Here is a 19,163-nt window from a genome sequence, read left to right on the forward strand (position 1 = left end):
CTGACGTGGCGAGCGCACGATGTTCCCCGCATGGAGTCCGTGCGCGTCCAGCTCTCCGGCAACCGAATCAAGGCTGCCGGACGCATCATCGGTGCCGCGTGTGCCGATCATCCCGCCTTCAGCGCCTCCTACGACCTGGTGACCGACGAATACGGCGTCACCAAGCGGCTGTCGGTGCGCACCTCGCTCGCCTCCGGTGACCGGCAGGCGTCAGTGAGTCGAGACGACGAGGGCTACTGGATGGTGGAGAACAGCGCCAGCCATCAGCGCTCGACCTACAGCGGCGCGCTCGACGTCGACATGGTGCTCAGTCCGTTCTTCAACACGCTGCCCATCCGTCGCTTCGGTCTGCACACCCAGGTCCAGGACCTCGAGGTACCGACGGTGTACGTCAATCTCCTCGACCTCAGCATCCAGGAGGCCACGCTGACCTACAGCAGTGGTTCCGAGGGCATCCACGTCATCTCGCCGGTGTCGACATCGTCCGTCACGGTCGATGCCGAGGGATTCGTTCTCGATTACCCCGGACTGGCCGAACGGATCTGACGCACGACGCCGCCGCGTCGACCCGCGTCCTGCAGTTCTTCTCGCCACCCCGGCTCACCCGGGGTGATGTCGGTGATCTCGAAACGTTGGTGCTGCTCGTACTGCAGCCGCGCTGCGTTTCCGGCGTCGACCAGTGTTTTCGTCGAGTTCTTGTCCAGTTCTTCGCGCGCTTCGGTGAGCGCATGCATCGCTTCGTCGAGTGCAGTTCGTAGCGCGGCTGCGTTGCCCTCGGTCATCGCCCGGACGAGATTCGGCGACGACGACGCCACCCGCGTTCCGTCGCGAAACGACCCCGCAGCCAGGCCCAACGCCAACGGCCCGCCGGCCGCTCCCACGATCGCCAGTGCCTCGGCCAGCAGATGCGGCAGGTGGGAGATCCGGGCCACGGCGCGATCGTGCTCGACGCTCTCGGCCGGCACCACCACCGAACCGCAGTCCAGGGCGAGCCGGGCCACGCGGACCCACACGTCGGCGTCGACTCCGGGGTCGGTGGACACCACCCACACCGCGTCGGCGAACAGCGTGGGGTCGGTGGCAGACCAGCCCGAATGATTGGTGCCCGCCATCGGGTGCCCGCCGACATAGCGCGCTTGCAGTCCGCGAGCAGTCACAGCGGCAGCGACCTCGGCCTTGACGCTGACCACATCGGTGATCGGAGCCGAGGGCGCGTGCTCGGCGACCGCGCCCAGAACTGAATCGACAGCGGGCATCGGGACGGCGATGACGATCAGCGCATCCTCCTCGGATGCCCTGGTCAGAGCAGCTGTCAGGTCGGTACCGACGTCGTATCCGTCGGCTGTAGCACCGGCGATCGCGTCGGCCGATCGGTTCCACCCCCACACCGGACGGCCGGCATCGTGTGCCGCGCGCAGAATCGACCCACCGATCAGTCCGAGACCGAGAACGCACACCGAGGAAGAAGTCACCCGATCAGATTGGCACAGGTGGGTGCTGTCGATGGGAGGTGGACTTCGAATACCGACCCATACCGGACTACCGTTGCGCGCATGGCCGCACAGCGCGCGAAAGACGATCGCGCATCCGCATCGGAGTACGACGACCTCGAGGGATTCGGCGTTGCAGTTGTCCGAGAGGACGGCAAGTGGACCGTGACGCCGCTGTCCGACGATGCACTGACCAGCCTGTCGGCGGCAGAGACCGAACTGCGTGAACTGCGCAGCTCGGGTGCCGTGTTCGGGCTGCTCGATGTGGACGAGGAATTCTTCGTGATCCTGCGTCCGGCACCGAACGGCACGCGCCTGCTGCTGTCCGACGCGGTGGCCGCAGTGGACTACGAAATTGCCGCAGACGTTCTCGATGCGTTGAACATCGAGATTCCTGACGTCGACCCCGACGAGCTCGACGACATCGAACCCTACGAAGAGGGCGACCTCGCCCTACTCGCCGATCTCGGACTACCCGAGGCCGTGCTGGGCATCATCGTCGCCGAGACCGACGACTACCCGGACGAGCAGCTGCAATCCATCGCCGAACGCCTTGGCTTCGAGGACGAGTTCGCCGCAGCGGTGAACAAGCTGCGACGCTGACCGATGGTGGTGTCCGACGCGGACATGATCCGCGCAGCGCTCTCGGCCGCGGCCGAGGCATCGGACGCCGATGTACCCGTCGGAGCCGTGGTGTTCGACGCCTCGGGACGTGAGATCGCCCGGGCCTGCAATGCGCGCGAGGCGTCGGGCGACCCCACCGGACACGCGGAAGTGATCGCATTGCGGCGAGCAGCGGCGGTGCACGGTGACGGTTGGCGACTCGAGGGCTGCACCCTGGCCGTCACGCTGGAACCCTGCACGATGTGCGCGGGGGCGCTGGTGTTGGCCCGCGTCGGCGCTGTGGTGTTCGGCGCGTGGGAACCCAAGACCGGAGCGGTCGGCTCGCTGTGGGACGTCGTGCGGGATCGTCGACTCACTCACAGGCCGCAGGTTCGCGGCGGAGTACTCGAAGCCGAATGCGCCGACGTGCTGACCAGGTTCTTCGCTCGCCAGAGATAACGATCTCGTCACACGGTGGCCCCGATGTCCAATTTTGTGGAGGGTGGAGGGCAGAGCGCAACGCTGCGCTCCGAACTTGCGAAGGAGACACTCATGGGACTCGGCGACAAGATCTCGAACAAGACCGAAGACCTCGGCGGCAAGGCGAAAGAAGCCGCAGGTTCGGCCACCGGAGACAAGGACCTCGAAGCAGAGGGCAAGGGCGACCAGACCTCGGCAGCATTCAAAGACGGTGCCGAGAAGGTCAAGGACGCAGCCTCGAACATCAAGGACAAGCTCACCGGCAACTAGTTTTATGTGCTGAGCAGGCGATTTAGCCTCAGGCCGTCATTCCGGTACAGTCTTCTGCGGTGGCGTGTCCGAGCGGCCTAAGGAGCACGCCTCGAAAGCGTGTGACGGGTAATCCCCGTCCGAGGGTTCAAATCCCTCCGCCACCGCCAAAAACTCCCCACCTGTTCACGCAGGTGGGGAGTTTTTTTGTGTTCGCAGGTCTGGGGTTGGGGCCGGCAGGGTTGGGGCCGGCAGGGTTGGGGCCGGCAGGGTTGGGGTTCTGCCGCAAACGCGCGCGCATTCGTCAGACGCGTTCGGATTCGCCACCGATTCGGTGTCTAAACCGCGCGCACGTGGCACGTGCGCGCGCGTTTGCGGGATCACCGGGGTGGGATCACCGGGATCACCGGGGTGGGATCACCGGGCGGAGGTGGGCGCGGGGTGTGCGGCTCAGCCGGGTTGGGGTTCTGCCGCAAACGCGCGCGCATTCGTCAGATGCGCGCGGATTCGCCACCGATTCGGTGTCTAAACCGCGCGCACTTGGCAAGTGCGCGCGCGTTTGCGCGATCACTGGGGACTCAGACGCTCAGCATTGCCCCGTACCCGCGGCGGCGAGTCCACGCAGAATTTGTTCCTGATCGCTCGGCGGCACGGTGTTCCAGCTCGGCGCGGTGGTCATTTCGTTGCGCAGACCCTCGACCGACTTGGCGCGATCGGAGATTCCGGTTTGTTCGAGTGCATCGATGGACGGCAGAAATTGGGTGCAGGTCTGCTGGTACAGCGCTTCGCCGGTGACGCCCGAGGTTGGATCGGTGGGGGCGGCGGGCTCGGCAGCAGGTGCCTCGGACTCAGGAGTGTCCGCGGGTGCCGGGGCGTCGAGCGTGGTGCTGGCGGGAACTGTCGTGGAGGCCGCGGCAGACGTCGTTGTGCTGGCCGCGGCGGAGGTGGTCGACGCGGCCTCGGTCGACGCATCGTCGCTGCATCCGGCAATCGAGACGGCCACGATCAGCCCGAGCAATCCGGTCGCGATTTTTCCGTTCATCGCAACTGTGTACCACCCCGGCGGAACCACCGACGTCAGAGCAGGGTCTGCGCACGTCCGGTGATGGTGCTCAATGCTGTCGACCAGGCCCGGTTCTTCGGGTCGAGGAACGCGCCGTGGCCGGCTCCGGGCAGTACGACGAGTTCGGTGTCGGTGCTGCCCGCCTTGGTCGCTGCATCGACGTAAACGCGACTCTGATTGACCGACACCGTCTGATCGGCGTCACCGTGCAGCGCAGTCAGCGGAACGTCGAGGGGGAGATATTCGATGGGCGACGCGATCTTGTAGCGGCCCGGTACCTCGTTCGGCATGCCGCCGAGGAAGACCGGCACGAACTTGTCGTTTCCGAGTGTGGCCGCCCGCTTCATGTCGAACACGCCGGCCATGATGGTGGCGCTACGCGGCTTGATCTTCGGTTCCGCTCCCGGCGCGTCGACGGGCATCAGGTGTCGAGCGGCCACCCATGCGGCCAGCTGACCGCCGGCCGAGTGCCCGGCGACGTGGACGCGATCGAGATCGAGCCTCCCGCCTGCTGCGTCCTGTACGACGGTGGCCAGCGCCTCGGTGGCGTCGTCGACGTCGGAGAGAGTGTTGGCCCAGTTGTTCGGCCCGCGCCGATATTCGACGTTCCAGACGGCGATGCCTTCGTCGGCGATGGCCGCCGACATCTGCTCGAAGTACGACAGGTCGAGATCTTCCTGCCATCCGCCTCCGTGAATCATCACCACCACCGGGAGTGAGGTGGCGTTGTTGTCGGGGAGGTAGAGATCGCCGATGTTGTCCGGATCGTATCCGTACTTCAATCGGACGGGATCGCCGACAGGGCCCGAGACCGGTTGCAGCGCAGCCGAATACGTCTCGGCCGTACTCGGTGAGGAATCGGTGTCGGTGGAGCTGCAGCCGACCAGCGCCACCGCGAGCAGGCCGGAGAGGAAGTGACGACGGTTCACGCGCGGCGATCCGTCCAATCGAGCAGTTCGTCGAGCGGCCAGGTGTTGATCACTCGCTCCGCGGGCACACCGCGGGCCTCGGCGCGGATACAGCCGTACCCCTGCCAGTCGAGCTGGCCTGGTGCGTGCGCATCGGTGTCGATGGAGAACAGGCACTCGCGTTCGAGCGCGATGTCGATGAGGCGCTCGGGTGGATCCTGTCGTTCGGGTCGGGCGTTGATCTCCACTGCGGTGCCGAATTGGCGGCAGCCCTCGAACACCACGGGCGCGTCGAACGTCGATTCGGGCCTGGTGCCGCGACCGCCCTCGACGAGCCGTCCGGTGCAGTGGCCGAGGACGTCGACGTGCGGGTTCGCGATGGCGGTGACCATGCGTTTGGTCATCGCCTTCGAATCGGCACGGAGGTTGGAGTGCACGCTCGCCACCACAACGTCCAGTTCGGCGAGCAGGCCTTCGTCCTGGTCGAGTGACCCGTCGTCCAGGATGTCGACCTCTATCCCGGTGAGGATGCGGAACGGTGCGAGCCGTTCGTTGAGTTCGGCGACGATGTCGAGTTGGGCGCGCAGACGCTCGGCGGTGAGGCCGTTCGCTACCTTCAGGCGCGGGGAGTGATCGGTCAGCGCGCAGTACTCGTGGCCGAGCCTGGCCGCGGTGCGCATCATCTCCTCGATGGGGCTACCGCCGTCGGACCAGCTGGAATGGGTGTGCAGATCACCCCTGAGCGCAGCGCGGAGGGCATTGTTGCCGATGGGTTCGGCAGCGTTTCGTTGCTCGGCCAGATAATCCGGGACGTCCTGCGCCAGAGCCTGACGGATAATCAGCGAGGTCTTGGCTCCGATGCCGGCCAGCGAGGACCAGCTGTCGGCCTTCTCGTGCTCGGATCGTTGTGCAGGACCGAGAGATTCGACGACATCGGCGGCTCGCCGATAGGCCTTGACGCGGTGGGTGTCCGAGCGTGAGCGCTCAAGCCAGTACCCGATCTCTCGAAGTGCGTCCACCGGATCCATGCGTTCCATTGTGCCTGTCGGTGCCGACACGTGTTCACGGGGTAAACGGACAAAACTCTCAGGGAGTTGCCAGGTCTCTCATCTCCCATGGGCTTGAAGCTGCAACTATCATCGGCGGTCATGACCAAGAAATGGTGGATCGTAGGCGTGGTTGTCGTTGTGCTCGTGGCGCTCGGGCTGTACTTCGGGCCCAAGATCTACGCGTCGTTCCAAGAAGATGCCGCGCCAGCGGCGACCGTCGACACCTCGGGCGCGCAGGCCGCGACCACCGCGGATCTGAACGGAACATGGACCGTCACCCCAGGTGACGCGTCGAACACCACCGCGGCGGGCTACACCGTCGACGAGGTTCTCAACGGCTCGGACGTGACCGTTGTCGGGTCGACGTCCGAGGTCAGCGGCTCGGTCACCATCGCAGACAACTCGTTGACCGCCGGTGAGGTTGTGGTGCAGACCAATTCGATCACCACCGACAGCGATCGTCGAGACAGCCAGTTCCGCGGCAACATCTTCGACACCGCGACGTATCCGACGGCGACGTTCACGATCGACTCGCCGATCGATCTGGCCGGCCTCCCCAAGGACGGAACCACCGAAACCGTCACGGCCGAAGGCACATTGACGCTCAAGGATCAGACGCGACCCATCTCGGTGGAGATGCAGGTACTGCAATCCGGTGACACGCTCATCGCATCGGGTGCCATTCCGACGACGTGGGCCGATTACGGCGTCGAACCGCCGTCGCTCGGCTTCGTCACCGTCGAGGATTCGGGCACCGTCGACTTCCTCATCAATCTGAGTCGGCAGTAGCTCGTTCTCGTGGGGCCTGCGGCGTCCATCCCGGCGGTCCCACGAGGTATCCGACGCGTTCCTTCCATGACCGCGATGCCGCAACATCCCGTGCGATGTTGCGGTATTCGTGTGTCTGGAGGGTCCAGATGTTGAACGTGTCGACAGGCTTGGTCAATCCGTAGTTCGGCCGCTCCACCTCCTCGGCGTAGCTTCCGAACAGCCGATCCCAGATGATGAGAATTCCGCCGTAGTTCTTGTCGAGGTACTGCGGATCGCGGCCGTGATGGACGCGGTGATGCGAGGGCGTGTTGAAGACGTACTCGAACGGGCGTGGCAACCGGTCGATGCGCTCGGTGTGCACCCAGAACTGATAGACGAGGTTGATCGAGAATCCGACGAACACCATCCACGGCGGCATGCCCAGCAGGGGGAGTGGCAGCCACATGATGACCTCGCCGCTGTTGTTCCACTTCTGTCGCAGCGCCGCGGCGAAGTTGAAGTACTCGCTCGAGTGGTGGGCTTGATGCGTCGCCCAGATGAGTCGAGTTCGATGCGCGATGCGGTGATATCCGTAGAAGAGCAGGTCGACGCCCAGGATCAGAATCACCCAGGTGTACCAGGCGTCCGCGGGGAGGTGCCACGGCGCGACGTAGACATAGACGGCCGTGTAGCCGACCAACGCCAGCGCCTTCCACGCCGTGGTGGTCGCGATCGACACCAAGCCCATGCTCAGGCTGGCCCGCGCGTCCTTGCCGGAATAGCCGCCGCGTTCACCGTCTTCGAGCTTCGCGGCCGCGATCCATTCGATCGTCAGGAGCAGCGCGAACGCGGGGATGGCCAGCGCGACGGGATCTCGCAGCGGTTCGGGTAGGGCATTCCACGCCGAACCGATCCAGTTGTCCATCGAACCTCCCGCGTGACAGTAAGGGACTAAGTGTAACGCTGCCTGTCCGGCTTTCCCACGGCTCGTACCGTGGAAGGGCGCAACTGTCGGCCGAGAGAGCGGAGTCGGACTTGTTGAAGAAAATCACGTCCATGATCGGGCAGGTGGGCGAGGCCGCGTTGGGTGTCGTCGGAATTCGGGTCGGCACCGAGGAGCCGCCGCATACGAGCCGGCGACTGACCGATGCAGTGGAGATCCGTCGTTACGAACCACGGATCGCGGCGCAGACCACAGTCGACGCAGACGAGGAAGAGGCACGTCAAGAGGGTTTCCGTCGCCTGGCCCGGTACATTTTCGGTGGAAACGGGGGCAAGCAGAAGGTCGCGATGACCGCTCCCGTCAGTCAGTCGTCCGCAGGCTCCCAGAAGATCGCGATGACGGCTCCCGTGTCGAGCACGCCCGGCAGCGACGGCTGGGTCGTTCGGTTCTTCATGCCGTCGAAGTGGACGATGGACACACTGCCGAAGCCCGACGACGACCGCGTGACGTTGACGTCGGTTCCGGCGGAGACGGTGGCCGTGCTGCGTTTCAGCGGTGGGCGCGGCCGAGACGACGTCGAACCGCAGATGGCGGCGTTGACCGCAGCGCTGCGCGCACACGGCATCGAGATGCTGGGTGAGCCGATGACCTGGTTCTACGATCCGCCCTGGACCGTGGCACCACTGCGGCGCAACGAGGTGGTCGTGGTGGTACCGGACGGTTCCTGACGGTCGACTGCTCGCTAATTTCCTACCGAAATGATAGGAATTGACGGTGCACATCACGGCGAGGGCGGACTATGCGGTGCGGACGCTCATCGAACTGGCGGCGGTCGACGGGCAGGGCCCCGCGAAAGCCGAGGCGCTGGCCGCTGCGCAAGGTATACCGCACAAGTTTCTCGAATCGGTGCTCTCGGATCTGCGTCGCGCGGATCTGGTCTGCAGCCGGCGGGGGCCGGACGGCGGCTATTGGTTGGCGCGGGAGGCGTCGGACATTTCCGTTGCCGATGTGATCAGGGCCGTCGAGGGGCCGCTGGCGTCGGTGCGTGGTCAACGGCCCGAGGACGCGGAGTATGCAGGCCCGGCCGAGCCGCTCACCCGGGTGTGGCTGGCGGTGCGCGTCAATCTGCGCGCGGTGCTCGAGGCGGTGTCGCTGGCGGATATCGTCGAGGACGATCTGCCGGGCTTTGTGAAAGAGCTGGTCAGCGAGCCGACGGCATGGGCTCGCCGATGATCTGAGTCACACCGGCGGTCAGGTGTGGCGGGATCGACAATATTGCACGTCTCTGCAAACTTGCAGAAGCGTGCAAGTTCCGTACTTTGGTACTCGTGACTTCCCCGACGGGCCTTCGTGATCTCAAGAAGGCCGCTACCCGCGACGCTCTCGGTCTGGCGGCCGTGCGTCTGGGAAAGCAGCACGGCTTCGACGCGGTCACCGCCGACGCCATCGCGCACGAAGCGGGAGTCTCCACCCGCACGTTCCACAACTACTTCTCCAACAAGGAAGAAGCGGTTCTGCACCACATCGAGGTCTCGGCACTCGAATGGTTCGAGCTGCTGCGTGCGCGGCCGTCGACGGAGCCGATCTGGGACTCGTTGCGGCACATAGCAATCAACCTTGTCGCTGATCCCGGCAGGGACCTGGAAGATACCTTCGCTGCGGCCCGCCTCATCGAGGCCAACCCCGCGTTGATGGCCCGCAAGCTCGAAATGCATCACTCCCTGACCCGCAAACTCGGCGAGGCCATCGCCGAGCGAACCGGAACGGATATCGACACCGACCTGTACCCGAACCTGCTGCAAATGGCCGTCGGTGGTGCCGTGACGTCCGCACTGAACATCTGGATCACCGACCCCTCGGGTGCGTCGACACCGAAGGCCCTCATCGAAGAGGCCTTCGACCAACTCCGAGCAGGACTGCCCGAGCCCAAGGGTCGTTCCGCAGGCTCCACTCCCGAACCCGAACCTCACCCCCACACGTCCGAACACAACCGAGGAGCTTGACAGTGGCCACCTATCTCTACCGAATCGGAAGATTCGCGTACCGACGCAAGGGCATCGTCCTCGGACTGTGGCTGGCGATTCTGGTCCTCGCCGGAGTGGGCGCGGCGACGCTGTCCGGTCCCACCGCGAACTCGTTCAGCATCCCGGGTACACCCGCGCAGGCTGCACTGGACCTGCAGTCCGAGCGCTTCGGCACCGCCGAGGATCCGCTGACCGCGGTCAGCGCCGAGTACGTGTTCCAGGCACCCGACGGGCAGTCGCTGGACACTCCGCAGTACACCTCGGCGATCGACGCCACCATCGCCGAGATCGAGAAGGTCGACGCCGCCAAACCCGCCGAAGGTGGTCAGCCGCTGGCGAATCCGGTTGCAGCCAACCAGTCGATCATCGAGCGATACACCCAGGCGGCAACGGACGCGGGCACTCCCGCAGACCAGGTAGCAGCCGACGCAGCGGCCACCTCCCCGCTCAGCCCCAACGGCAACGTCGGCACGATCACCGTGCCGATCAACGTCGAACTCGCCGACGTCACCGACCAGATCCGCACCCAGCTCGACGAGGCGGCACAGCCCGCTCGTGACGCCGGACTGACCGTCCTCCTCGGCGGTACCGTCGCGCAGGAGAACGTCTCGCCCGGTGGCAGTTCGGAAATCGTGGGCCTCGCCGTCGCCGCCGTCGTGCTGCTCATCATGTTCGGATCCGCTGCGGCTGCCAGCCTGCCGCTCATCACCGCCATCGTCGGAATCGGTATCTCGAGCCTCGCGATCACCACGGCGTCCGGCTTCGCGAGCCTGTCGTCGTTCACTCCGGTGCTCGCGATCATGATCGGCCTGGCCGTCGCGATCGACTACTCCCTGTTCATCCTCGCCCGCTACCGACACGAGCTGACGCTCACCGACAACCGCGAGGAAGCCGTCGGACGGTCTGTGGGAACGGCGGGATCGGCCGTGGTGTTCGCCGGTGCTACGGTGCTCATCGCCCTCGTGGCACTCCGAGTGGTCGGCATTCCGTTCCTGTCGCAGATGGGTCTCGCCGCAGGTTTTGCAGTGTTCGTCGCGGTACTGATCGCGCTCACCTTCCTGCCGGCGATGCTCGGTCTGTACAAGGGCAAGGCCTTCGCAGGCAAGATCAAGTTCGTCAACACCACCGACCCGGAAGACCCCAACGCCACCCCCACCAACGGACTGCGTTGGGCTCGGTTCCTGGTCAAGAGGCCCGCACTGGGACTGATCGGCGGCATCGTCCTGCTCGGCGTCATCGCAGGACCCACCACCGGTCTGTCGTTGGCACTGCCGTCCACCGCTACCGCCGACCCGTCGACGCCCGCCCGTCAGGCCTACGACATCGTCGACGAGGGCTTCGGGCCGGGACGCAACGGCCCACTACTGGTCATCGCCGACGCGTCCAACGTCGCCGAGGCCGATCGGACGGCGTCGTTCGGCAAGGTCGTCGAGACCATCACCGGGCAATCCGACGTGACCAACGCCCAGATCATCGCCGTCAACCAGGCCGGCGACACCGCACAGATCCTGGTCACCCCGTCGTCCTCGCCGAACAGTGAGCAGACGAAGAACCTCGTGGCGAATCTGCGCGACGCCGAACCCGGCGTCGTGGCCAGCGACGGCGTCTCCTACGGAGTCACCGGTCAGACGGCACTCGAACTGGACGTCTCGGAACGACTGCAGGACGCGTTGATCCCGTACCTCGCAGTGGTGGTCGGCCTGGCATTCGTACTGCTGATGCTGGTGTTCCGCTCCATCCTGGTGCCGCTCACCGCAACGCTCGGGTTCCTGCTCAGCGTGCTCGCGACCTTCGGTGCCACGGTGTTCATCTTCCAAGAGGGTGGACTCGGCCTGATCTCCAACCCGCAGCCGATCGTCAGCTTCATGCCGATCTTCCTCATCGGTGTGGTGTTCGGTCTCGCGATGGATTACCAGGTGTTCCTCGTCTCGCGTATGCGTGAGGAGTTCGTGCACGGCGCGGCCGCCAAGGATGCCGTCGTCAACGGTTTCAAGTACGGCGCACGCGTGGTCACCTCGGCCGCAGTCATCATGATCTCGGTGTTCGCTGCGTTCATCGCCGAGCCGGACTCGTTCATCAAGTCCATCGGCTTCGCGCTCGCCGCTGCCGTGTTCTTCGACGCGTTCGTCGTGCGCATGGTGCTGATTCCGTCGGTGATGGCGCTGCTGGGCGACAAGGCCTGGTGGCTGCCGAAGTGGCTGGACAAGATCCTGCCCAACGTGGACATCGAAGGTGCCAAGCTGAAGACGGCTCCGGAGAAGACCCTGTAGTTCCAGGGCTGCACCCGGTCGGCCGAAGATTGCCCGCAACACTCGAAAAACGGAGAGACTGTCATCCATGTGTACGAGTAATCTTCGGCCATCATGCTGATTCCCCTGCTGCGCACGTATCTGGCGCCGTACAAGCTGCCGATCGTCGCGTTGGTTCTGCTGCAACTCGTCGCCACGTTGGCGGCGCTGTTCCTGCCCAGCCTCAATGCCGACATCATCGACAAGGGCGTCACCACGGGCGACACGGGTTACATCCTCTCTGCCGGCGGACTGATGCTGGCGGTCTCGGCAGTACAGATCATCAGCTCGGTGGCCGCGGTGTTCATCGGTGCTCGCGCGGCCATGGGTGTCGGACGCGATCTGCGTGGCGCGATCCTGCACCGCGTCGGCACGTTCTCGGCTCGTGAGGTCGGCCAGTTCGGTGCGCCGTCGCTGATCACCCGCAACACCAACGACGTTCAGCAGGTGCAGTTGGTGATCGTCATGGGGTTCACCATCGTGGTGATGGCTCCGATCATGTGCGTCGGTGGCATCGTGATGTCGCTACGCGAGGACCTCGGCCTCTCCTGGATCCTGTTGATCGCGGTACCGGGGTTGGCGATCTCCATGGGCCTGATCATCGTCAAGATGGTGCCGGCCTTCCGCTCGATGCAGAAGCGCATCGACGCCGTCAATCGTGTTCTGCGTGAACAGATCACCGGAATTCGCGTGGTGCGGGCGTTCGTCCGAGAGGACTTCGAGGTCGACAGGTTCGGAGCGGCCAACACCGCACTCACCGAAACCGCACTACGCGTCGGGCGGCTCATGGCGTTGATGTTCCCGACGGTCATGCTCATCAGCAACGTCACCAGCGTCGCCGTCATCTGGTTCGGTGGCCATGCCATCGATCAGGGCACCATGCAGATCGGGTCTCTCACAGCCCTTCTCAGCTACATCATGCTCATCCTCATGTCGGTGATGATGGCCTCCTTCATCGCAATGATGGTGCCCCGCGCGTCGGTGTGTGCCGACCGCATCAGTGAGGTACTGGCCACCGAATCGTCGGTCGTGTTGCCGGACAAGCCCAAGACTTTCGCATCCTCGCCGGGAACGGTCGAGCTCGTCAACGCCGAATTCTCCTTTCCCGGTGCCGAATATCCGGTGCTCTGCGGAGTGAACCTGCGGGCCGAAGCAGGCAAGGTCACCGCGATCATCGGCGGTACCGGCTCCGGAAAGTCCACGCTGGTCAACCTGATTCCGCGACTCATCGACGTCACCGGCGGTGAGGTACGCGTCGGCGGAGTCGATATCCGCGAACTCGATCTGGATCTGCTGCGTTCCGAGATCGGTCTGATTCCGCAGAAGCCGTACCTGTTCTCGGGCACCATCGCCAGCAATCTGCGATACGGCAAGTCCGACGCCACCGACGCGGAACTGTGGGAGGCACTCGAGATCGCCCAGGGTGCCGACTTCGTGCGCGCCATGCCCGAGGGACTGGAAACACCCGTCGCACAGGGTGGTACGACGGTCTCCGGTGGTCAGCGTCAACGCCTGGCCATCGCTCGTGCGCTGGTGCGCAAACCCAGCATCTACCTGTTCGACGACTCGTTCTCCGCACTGGATCTGACGACCGATGCCAATCTGCGGGCGGCACTGAAGCCGGTGACGCGAGATGCGTGCATGATCGTTGTTGCTCAACGTGTCTCGACCATCATCGACGCCGACCAGATACTCGTACTCGACGACGGAAAGCCGGTAGGTGTGGGTACCCACGACCAATTGATGGCCGATTGCCCCACCTACGCCGAGATCGTCGACTCACAGCGCGCCGTGGCCGGTGCACTGTGACCGCGCAGGTGGAGAAGACGGAAGAGAAGGACGACGCACCCGTCGCGAAGGCTGTGGTGCCGGGTACCAAGGCCCGTAACTTCAAGGGTTCGTTCAAGAGGTTGGTCGGCCTGCTCGCTCCCGAGAAGGTGCTCCTGTCGGTGATGCTGGCCTTCGGTATCGCCAGCACCGTGCTCACCGTGGCCGCGCCGACCGTGCTCGGCCACGCGACCGACCTCATCTTCGACGGCGTCGTCGGCAGGGGCCTCGAGCCCGGTCAGACGAAAGAGCAAGCGATCGACGGGCTTCGGGCAGCCGGGAACGATTCGACGGCCGATCTGCTGTCAGGCATGAATGTCATCCCCGGTGCCGGTATCGATTTCGGTGCTGTCGGAACCGTCCTGATGTGGGTCCTCGTGCTGTACGTACTCTCGTCACTGCTCGCCTGGGCGCAGGGCTACATTCTCAACATCGCGCTGCAGCGTCGAATCCTGTTGTTGCGCGCTAGCGTCGAGGCCAAGGTGCATCGACTGCCGCTGAAGTACTTCGACAACAATGCGCGCGGTGAGACGCTCAGCCGCGTCACCAACGACATCGACAACGTCTCGACCAGCCTGCAGCAGACACTCAGTCAGTTGATCACCGGCATTCTCACCGTGCTCGGCATCCTCGGTGTGATGATCTGGATCTCGCCACTGCTGGCTCTCGTTGCGGTGCTGACCATTCCGGCGTCGTTCGCGGTGACCGCCGTCATCGCCAAGCGTTCGCAGCCGCACTTCGTCGCACAGTGGAAGCACACCGGAAAGCTGAACGCCCAGATCGAGGAGACGTACACCGGCCACGAGATCGTCAAGGCCTTCGGTCGACAGGAAGAGGTGGAGCGCGAGTTCGGCGATCGCAACGAAAAGCTCTTCCAGTCCAGCTTCCGAGCTCAGTTCATCTCCGGCATGATCATGCCCGTCATCATGTTCCTCGGAAACATCAACTACGTGGTCATCGCCGTCGTCGGTGGGCTGCGGGTCGCGTCCGGCACGCTCAGTCTCGGTGAAGTGCAGGCCTTCATCCAGTACTCGCGTCAGTTCACACAGCCGCTCACTCAGGTCGGTTCGATGGTGAACCTCATCCAGTCCGGTGTCGCCTCCGCCGAGCGCATCTTCGAGGTGCTCGACGCCGAGGAAGAGGATGCAGATCCCGCCGATGCGGTGCGGCCCATCGAGCGACGGGGACGCGTCGAATTCGAGAATGTCTCCTTCGGCTACTCGGCCGACCGCCCGCTGATCGAAAACCTCTCGCTGGTGGCCGATCCTGGTCACCTGGTCGCGATCGTCGGTCCCACCGGTGCGGGAAAGACCACATTGGTCAACCTCATCATGCGGTTCTACGAGATCGACTCGGGCCGCATCACTCTCGACGGCGTCGACACCAGGAAGATGACCCGCGAAGAACTGCGCGCTCGCACCGGCATGGTGCTGCAGGACACCTGGTTGTTCGGCGGAACCATTCGCGACAACATCGCCTACGGCGACCCGAGCGCCAGCGAAGAGGAAATCCTCGAGGCCGCGCGGGTGAGCTACGTGGACCGTTTCGTGCACTCCCTGCCCGACGGCTACGACACGATCATCGACGAGGAGGGAAACAACGTCAGCGCCGGTGAGAAGCAGCTCATCACCATCGCCCGCGCCTTCCTGGCCAAGCCGTTGATCCTCATCCTCGACGAGGCCACCAGCTCCGTCGACACTCGAACCGAACTGTTGGTGCAGAAGGCCACAGCGAAACTGCGCAGCGATCGCACCAGTTTTGTTATCGCGCATCGTCTCTCGACCATCCGGGACGCGGACACGATCGTGGTGATGGAAAACGGCAGCATCGTGGAGCAGGGCAATCACGAGGAACTTCTCGAGGCCAGGGGTGCGTACTTCCGCCTCAATGCGGCTGGAGCGGCTTCGCCGCAGGTGCATAGAAATTCGTAGCGGGCTACGAATTTCCGCTCACAAGCGGCGAAGCCGCATACTGACCAGGTGAGTTCCTCCAGTTTCGGCTTCGATATCGGCACCCGGCTCGACGGTGAGCTCGGGCGCACCGGCACCATCCACACCCCGCACGGTGACATCGCCACCCCCGCGTTCATCGCGGTGGGCACCAAGGCGACCGTCAAAGCGGTGCTGCCCGAGGCGATGAAGAAACTCGGTGCGCAGGCGGTGCTCGCCAACGCGTACCACCTGTACCTGCAGCCGGGCTCGGACATCGTCGACGAGGCTGGTGGGCTGGGCAAGTTCATGAACTGGGACGGGCCGACGTTCACCGACAGCGGCGGATTCCAGGTCATGTCGCTCGGTGTCGGGTTCAAGAAGGTCATCTCGATGGACGCCACGCGCGTGCAGTCCGACGACGTCATCGCCGAGGGCAAGGAGCGGCTGGCTCACGTCGACGACGACGGCGTGACGTTCAAATCCCATCTCGACGGCTCCAAGCATCGATTCACTCCCGAGGTGTCGATGCAGATTCAGCATCGGCTCGGTGCCGACATCATGTTCGCGTTCGACGAGCTGACCACGCTGATGAATACCCGCGGCTATCAGGAGATGTCGGTCGACCGAACCCAGGCGTGGGCGAAGCGATGCGTCCTCGAACACGAACGGCTCACGGTCGAGCGCGCCGACAAGCCGTACCAGGCGCTGTTCGGAGTGGTGCAGGGCGCGCAGTACGAGGATCTACGACGCAAGGCCGCCCACGATCTCGAGACGATCACCGGCGAAACAGGCCGTGGCTTCGACGGCTACGGGATCGGCGGTGCGCTCGAGAAGCAGAACCTCGGCACCATCACTCGGTGGGTGAACGAGGAACTGCCCGAACACAAGCCGCGGCACATGCTCGGGATCAGCGAACCGGACGATTTCTTCACCGCCATCGAGAACGGCGCCGACACCTTCGATTGCGTCAATCCCTCACGCGTGGCACGCAATGCAGCGATCTACGTGCCGTCGGGCCGTTTCAACATCAACACCGCCAAGCATCGACGCGACTTCACCCCGATCGACGAGAACTGCGACTGCTACACCTGCGCGCACTACACCAAGGCCTACATCCATCACCTGTTCAAGGCCAAGGAAATGCTCGCGTCGACGCTGTGCACCATCCACAACGAGCGCTTCACGGTCAAACTGGTGGACGACATTCGAGCCTCGATCGAGCAGGGACGTTTCGCCGAATTCAAGACGGAGTTTCTGGGTCGCTTCTATGCGCCGAAGACTGCGTGAGTTGATCTTCGAGCTCCGAAATCCGCTGTAGCAGTTCCTGTTCCCGCTCTGCAGCTTTGCGCTGGTACACCTCGGACAGGTCCGCGAGGTATGCCGCGTCGTAGCGGGGGATGATGCTGCGGGTGCAGTTCCAGTCGAAGGCCTCGACGTCGATGACGACGCTGCGCTCGCACGTGGCGGCGACGGTCAGGTCGCCGATCTTTCTCAGTCGGTCCAGTAGTTGGGGATCATCTGCGGCCTCGACGGTTCGTGCCCGGCCGTAGAGCTTGAGGCGTTGGCGCAGAGGGTAATTGACCAAGAACACGGCGACGCGATCGTCGTGATCGAGATTGGCCGCCGTGACGTACTGATGGTTGCCGGCGAAATCGGCGAAGCCGAGTGTGCGGTCGTCGAGGACCTGCAGGAACCCCTTGGGGCCGCTTCGATACTGAATGTAGGGCCAGCCGGTCTCGGCAACAGTGGCGATCTGGAACTGATCCACCGCGCGGATCATGGCCTTCTCGCGAGTGTCGAGAGACATCGGACCGTCGTCGGGGCGCTCGGTCTGTGAGCCGTAGGCGGTGTAGCTGCCGTCGACCTTCTGCCGCGCAATTGCAGCAGGACCGAACATCAAATGGTGATAGTGGTTGCTCTGCGGCACGAATGAATTCTATGTGCTCTGTCCCAGCCACGAGACTGGGACAGAGTGTCTCTCAACCACGAGCCACATGCTCAGTGCGATTCTGCCCATCGATGGAGGACATAGTGCGAGAATCTGAGGCATTACCACGTGCTACCGACAGGTTTGCTTTCCCGAATCATTTTGCAAGACAATAGTTTTCGATTGCACTATCATTGTGTATCGAACATGCATTCGATACACTTACCCCCATGACCGCAGAGATCTGGCAACTGAGCGAGGCAGAACTCCTCGCCGACGCTGCCGATGTCTCCCACCAGATCCAATTGATGGAAGCCCACCGGATCGCCCTCGTCGCCGAGATCGATACTCGCGTGGCCCGCGAGAAACTCGGATTCCCCGGACCCGCAGGGTGGTTGACTTCCACCACCCTGCTCACCCCGAGCAAAGCGAACAAGATCGTCGCCCTCGCCCGCGGACTGAAGAACTTCCCCGACATCGCCGACGCCGTCAACACCGGCGTCATGTCCGTCGACCACGCCGCGTTGATCCTCACCTTCGCCGAAACCCCACCCAAGAACCTCCCCCAAGAAGGCCAAGACATCGCCCGCGCCGCCATGATCACCGCCGCCACCGGACCCGGCGCACGCACCGACCGCATCCGCGAAGCGATCACCAAACTGAAAGACACCTACGGTGGCAACAAGCCACCACCAGAGGACACCGACCGCAACGAACTCTTCGCCTCGAAAACCCTGAACGGGCGATTGGCGCTCAAAGGTGACTTCGACGCGATCACCGGAGAAAAACTCCTCGCCGCGCTCTCACCGTTGACCGAACCCCGACCCGCAGCCGACGGCACCCAGGACGACCGCAGCCCCGCCAAACGCAGAGCCGACGCCTTCGGGCACATCCTCGACCGCTACATCGCGTCGAGTAATCGCCCCACCGAAGGCGGAGAGAAACCGCACGTCAACCTGCACATCAGCCTGCGCGACCTCACCGACCTGCGCGGTACTGCAGCAGGCGATAGTGGCAGTGGCAGTGGCGAGAACACTGGCACCGCAACCGAATCCGATGGCGCGAGCAGCAGCACCGGAGGCGGTGATGCTGAGGGTTGTGACAGTGGACCGGCCGCCGATCGTCGCGCGTACAGGGATTTGTTCGGCGACGGCACCACTGTCGGGTGGCTGCCGTGGATGGGACCGCTCTCCCGCGAGACGTCCCGCCAACTCGCCTGCGATTGTCTTCTCACCGCGATCGTCATGGACGAGCACGGATCTCCCATCAATCTCGCTCGCACTGCCCGCACCGTCACCGCGAAACAGAAACGCGCGCTCACCGCCCGCGATCACGGCTGCGCGTTCCCCGGTTGCGGGAAACCCGCAGCGTGGACCGAAGGCCACCACATCTGGCACTGGACCGACGGCGGACCCACCGACATGAACAACCTCGTCCTACTGTGCGGATTCCACCACCGACTCATCCACCACTCCGACTGGGAAGTGTTCATCGCCGCAGACAACCACCCCTGGTTCGTCCCACCCGCCACCGTCGACCCCTACCGAGAACCCCGGCAATCCCACGCCCGAGCCGGCCCCCACATCGCGTAAGCCCACGCATACGAATCCAGCCCCGCACCGAGAACACGG

General features: G+C 64.2%; 19 protein-coding genes and 1 tRNA gene. 14 read left to right on the forward strand and 6 right to left on the reverse strand.

Features of this window, described 5'->3' with window-relative positions; genetic code table 11:
- The first annotated feature begins 30 nt into the window (after positions 1 to 30).
- Positions 31 to 546 (forward strand): putative glycolipid-binding domain-containing protein, encoded by a 516-nt coding sequence (locus BH93_RS03475; RefSeq protein ID WP_032380655.1) that lies wholly within the window; start codon positions 31 to 33, stop codon positions 544 to 546.
- Here BH93_RS03475 and BH93_RS03480 read toward each other — a convergent pair.
- Positions 519 to 1,490 carry a prephenate dehydrogenase gene (locus tag BH93_RS03480; protein WP_037175822.1) on the reverse strand — a complete coding sequence of 324 codons (972 nt, stop codon included), beginning with the start codon at positions 1,488 to 1,490 and terminating at the stop codon, positions 519 to 521. The genes BH93_RS03475 and BH93_RS03480 overlap by 28 nt on opposite strands.
- Positions 1,491 to 1,553: 63 nt before the next feature.
- On the opposite strand from BH93_RS03480, the gene BH93_RS03485 reads away from it, so the two are divergent.
- From BH93_RS03485 to BH93_RS03500, 4 genes are all read left to right on the forward strand, one after another.
- Positions 1,554 to 2,093, forward strand: a complete 540-nt coding sequence (locus BH93_RS03485; RefSeq protein WP_037175823.1) for a tRNA adenosine deaminase-associated protein — start codon at positions 1,554 to 1,556, stop codon at positions 2,091 to 2,093.
- Positions 2,094 to 2,096: 3 nt separating this feature from the next.
- Complete coding sequence (locus tag BH93_RS03490; protein ID WP_037175824.1) at positions 2,097 to 2,552, forward strand: nucleoside deaminase; 456 nt, start codon at positions 2,097 to 2,099, stop codon at positions 2,550 to 2,552.
- Between the two features lie 93 nt (positions 2,553 to 2,645).
- Positions 2,646 to 2,843, forward strand: coding sequence for a CsbD family protein (locus BH93_RS03495; protein ID WP_032380656.1), 198 nt, complete (start codon positions 2,646 to 2,648; stop codon positions 2,841 to 2,843).
- 58 nt (positions 2,844 to 2,901) lie between these two features.
- A tRNA-Ser gene (locus BH93_RS03500) sits at positions 2,902 to 2,992 on the forward strand.
- 416 nt (positions 2,993 to 3,408) lie between these two features.
- Here BH93_RS03500 and BH93_RS03505 read toward each other — a convergent pair.
- From BH93_RS03505 to BH93_RS03515, 3 genes are read right to left on the reverse strand one after another with little or no spacing between them, the layout of a single operon-like run.
- Positions 3,409 to 3,864: a hypothetical protein gene (locus BH93_RS03505; RefSeq protein ID WP_037175825.1), complete on the reverse strand. Its 456-nt coding sequence runs from the start codon at positions 3,862 to 3,864 to the stop codon at positions 3,409 to 3,411.
- A gap of 35 nt (positions 3,865 to 3,899) precedes the next feature.
- Positions 3,900 to 4,814, reverse strand: coding sequence for an alpha/beta hydrolase family protein (locus BH93_RS03510; RefSeq protein WP_032379931.1), 915 nt, complete (start codon positions 4,812 to 4,814; stop codon positions 3,900 to 3,902).
- Positions 4,811 to 5,821, reverse strand: a complete 1,011-nt coding sequence (locus BH93_RS03515) for a PHP domain-containing protein (protein WP_037176887.1) — start codon at positions 5,819 to 5,821, stop codon at positions 4,811 to 4,813. Before BH93_RS03515 ends, BH93_RS03510 begins: the two co-directional genes overlap by 4 nt.
- 120 nt (positions 5,822 to 5,941) lie before the next feature.
- On the opposite strand from BH93_RS03515, the gene BH93_RS03520 reads away from it, so the two are divergent.
- Positions 5,942 to 6,631, forward strand: a complete 690-nt coding sequence (locus BH93_RS03520) for a YceI family protein (RefSeq protein WP_037175826.1) — start codon at positions 5,942 to 5,944, stop codon at positions 6,629 to 6,631.
- Here BH93_RS03520 and BH93_RS03525 read toward each other — a convergent pair.
- On the reverse strand, positions 6,612 to 7,517 hold the full coding sequence (locus BH93_RS03525; protein WP_037175827.1) for a sterol desaturase family protein: 906 nt from the start codon (positions 7,515 to 7,517) through the stop codon (positions 6,612 to 6,614). The two genes, BH93_RS03520 and BH93_RS03525, sit on opposite strands and share 20 nt — an antisense overlap.
- Before the next feature lie 110 nt (positions 7,518 to 7,627).
- Between BH93_RS03525 and BH93_RS03530 the strand changes: the two genes are divergently transcribed.
- The 7 genes from BH93_RS03530 (at position 7,628) to tgt (ending at position 16,892) form a co-directional block, all read left to right on the forward strand.
- A complete protein-coding gene (locus BH93_RS03530; RefSeq protein ID WP_037175828.1) occupies positions 7,628 to 8,263 on the forward strand; it encodes an SOUL family heme-binding protein in 636 nt (211 codons plus the stop codon).
- Between the two features lie 46 nt (positions 8,264 to 8,309).
- A complete protein-coding gene (locus tag BH93_RS03535; RefSeq protein WP_037176889.1) occupies positions 8,310 to 8,768 on the forward strand; it encodes an RrF2 family transcriptional regulator in 459 nt (152 codons plus the stop codon).
- Between the two features lie 86 nt (positions 8,769 to 8,854).
- On the forward strand, positions 8,855 to 9,538 hold the full coding sequence (locus BH93_RS03540; protein WP_037175829.1) for an acyl-CoA-like ligand-binding transcription factor: 684 nt from the start codon (positions 8,855 to 8,857) through the stop codon (positions 9,536 to 9,538).
- Positions 9,539 to 9,540: 2 nt separating this feature from the next.
- Positions 9,541 to 11,829 carry an MMPL family transporter gene (locus BH93_RS03545; RefSeq protein ID WP_037175830.1) on the forward strand — a complete coding sequence of 763 codons (2,289 nt, stop codon included), beginning with the start codon at positions 9,541 to 9,543 and terminating at the stop codon, positions 11,827 to 11,829.
- 93 nt (positions 11,830 to 11,922) lie between these two features.
- A complete protein-coding gene (locus BH93_RS03550; protein WP_037175831.1) occupies positions 11,923 to 13,656 on the forward strand; it encodes an ABC transporter ATP-binding protein in 1,734 nt (577 codons plus the stop codon).
- 8 nt (positions 13,657 to 13,664) lie between these two features.
- Positions 13,665 to 15,605: an ABC transporter ATP-binding protein gene (locus tag BH93_RS03555; RefSeq protein ID WP_037176890.1), complete on the forward strand. Its 1,941-nt coding sequence runs from the start codon at positions 13,665 to 13,667 to the stop codon at positions 15,603 to 15,605.
- A gap of 48 nt (positions 15,606 to 15,653) precedes the next feature.
- On the forward strand, positions 15,654 to 16,892 hold the full coding sequence (gene tgt, locus BH93_RS03560) for a tRNA guanosine(34) transglycosylase Tgt (RefSeq protein ID WP_037175833.1): 1,239 nt from the start codon (positions 15,654 to 15,656) through the stop codon (positions 16,890 to 16,892).
- Here tgt and BH93_RS03565 read toward each other — a convergent pair.
- The gene (locus BH93_RS03565) at positions 16,846 to 17,532 is read right to left on the reverse strand and encodes a pyridoxamine 5'-phosphate oxidase family protein (RefSeq protein WP_037175835.1); all 687 of its coding nucleotides are present in this window, start codon (positions 17,530 to 17,532) and stop codon (positions 16,846 to 16,848) included. The genes tgt and BH93_RS03565 overlap by 47 nt on opposite strands.
- 230 nt (positions 17,533 to 17,762) lie before the next feature.
- On the opposite strand from BH93_RS03565, the gene BH93_RS03570 reads away from it, so the two are divergent.
- On the forward strand, positions 17,763 to 19,124 hold the full coding sequence (locus BH93_RS03570) for an HNH endonuclease signature motif containing protein (RefSeq protein ID WP_052065497.1): 1,362 nt from the start codon (positions 17,763 to 17,765) through the stop codon (positions 19,122 to 19,124).
- The last annotated feature ends 39 nt before the right edge of the window (positions 19,125 to 19,163 follow it).

It is taken from the genome of Rhodococcoides fascians A25f, assembly GCF_000760935.2.
GTDB lineage: Bacteria > Actinomycetota > Actinomycetes > Mycobacteriales > Mycobacteriaceae > Rhodococcoides.

Excerpts from the sequence above, each read along its gene's own strand:
- BH93_RS03475 (WP_032380655.1), top strand. The coding sequence starts at position 31 with ATGGAGTCCGTGCGCGTCCAGCTCTCCGGCAACCGAATCAAGGCTGCC.
- BH93_RS03485 (WP_037175823.1), top strand. The coding sequence starts at position 1,554 with ATGGCCGCACAGCGCGCGAAAGACGATCGCGCATCCGCATCGGAGTAC.
- BH93_RS03490 (WP_037175824.1), top strand. The coding sequence starts at position 2,097 with ATGGTGGTGTCCGACGCGGACATGATCCGCGCAGCGCTCTCGGCCGCG.
- BH93_RS03495 (WP_032380656.1), top strand. The coding sequence starts at position 2,646 with ATGGGACTCGGCGACAAGATCTCGAACAAGACCGAAGACCTCGGCGGC.
- BH93_RS03505 (WP_037175825.1), bottom strand. The coding sequence starts at position 3,864 with ATGAACGGAAAAATCGCGACCGGATTGCTCGGGCTGATCGTGGCCGTC.
- BH93_RS03515 (WP_037176887.1), bottom strand. The coding sequence starts at position 5,821 with ATGGATCCGGTGGACGCACTTCGAGAGATCGGGTACTGGCTTGAGCGC.
- BH93_RS03520 (WP_037175826.1), top strand. The coding sequence starts at position 5,942 with ATGACCAAGAAATGGTGGATCGTAGGCGTGGTTGTCGTTGTGCTCGTG.
- BH93_RS03525 (WP_037175827.1), bottom strand. The coding sequence starts at position 7,517 with ATGGACAACTGGATCGGTTCGGCGTGGAATGCCCTACCCGAACCGCTG.
- BH93_RS03550 (WP_037175831.1), top strand. The coding sequence starts at position 11,923 with ATGCTGATTCCCCTGCTGCGCACGTATCTGGCGCCGTACAAGCTGCCG.
- BH93_RS03570 (WP_052065497.1), top strand. The coding sequence starts at position 17,763 with ATGACCGCAGAGATCTGGCAACTGAGCGAGGCAGAACTCCTCGCCGAC.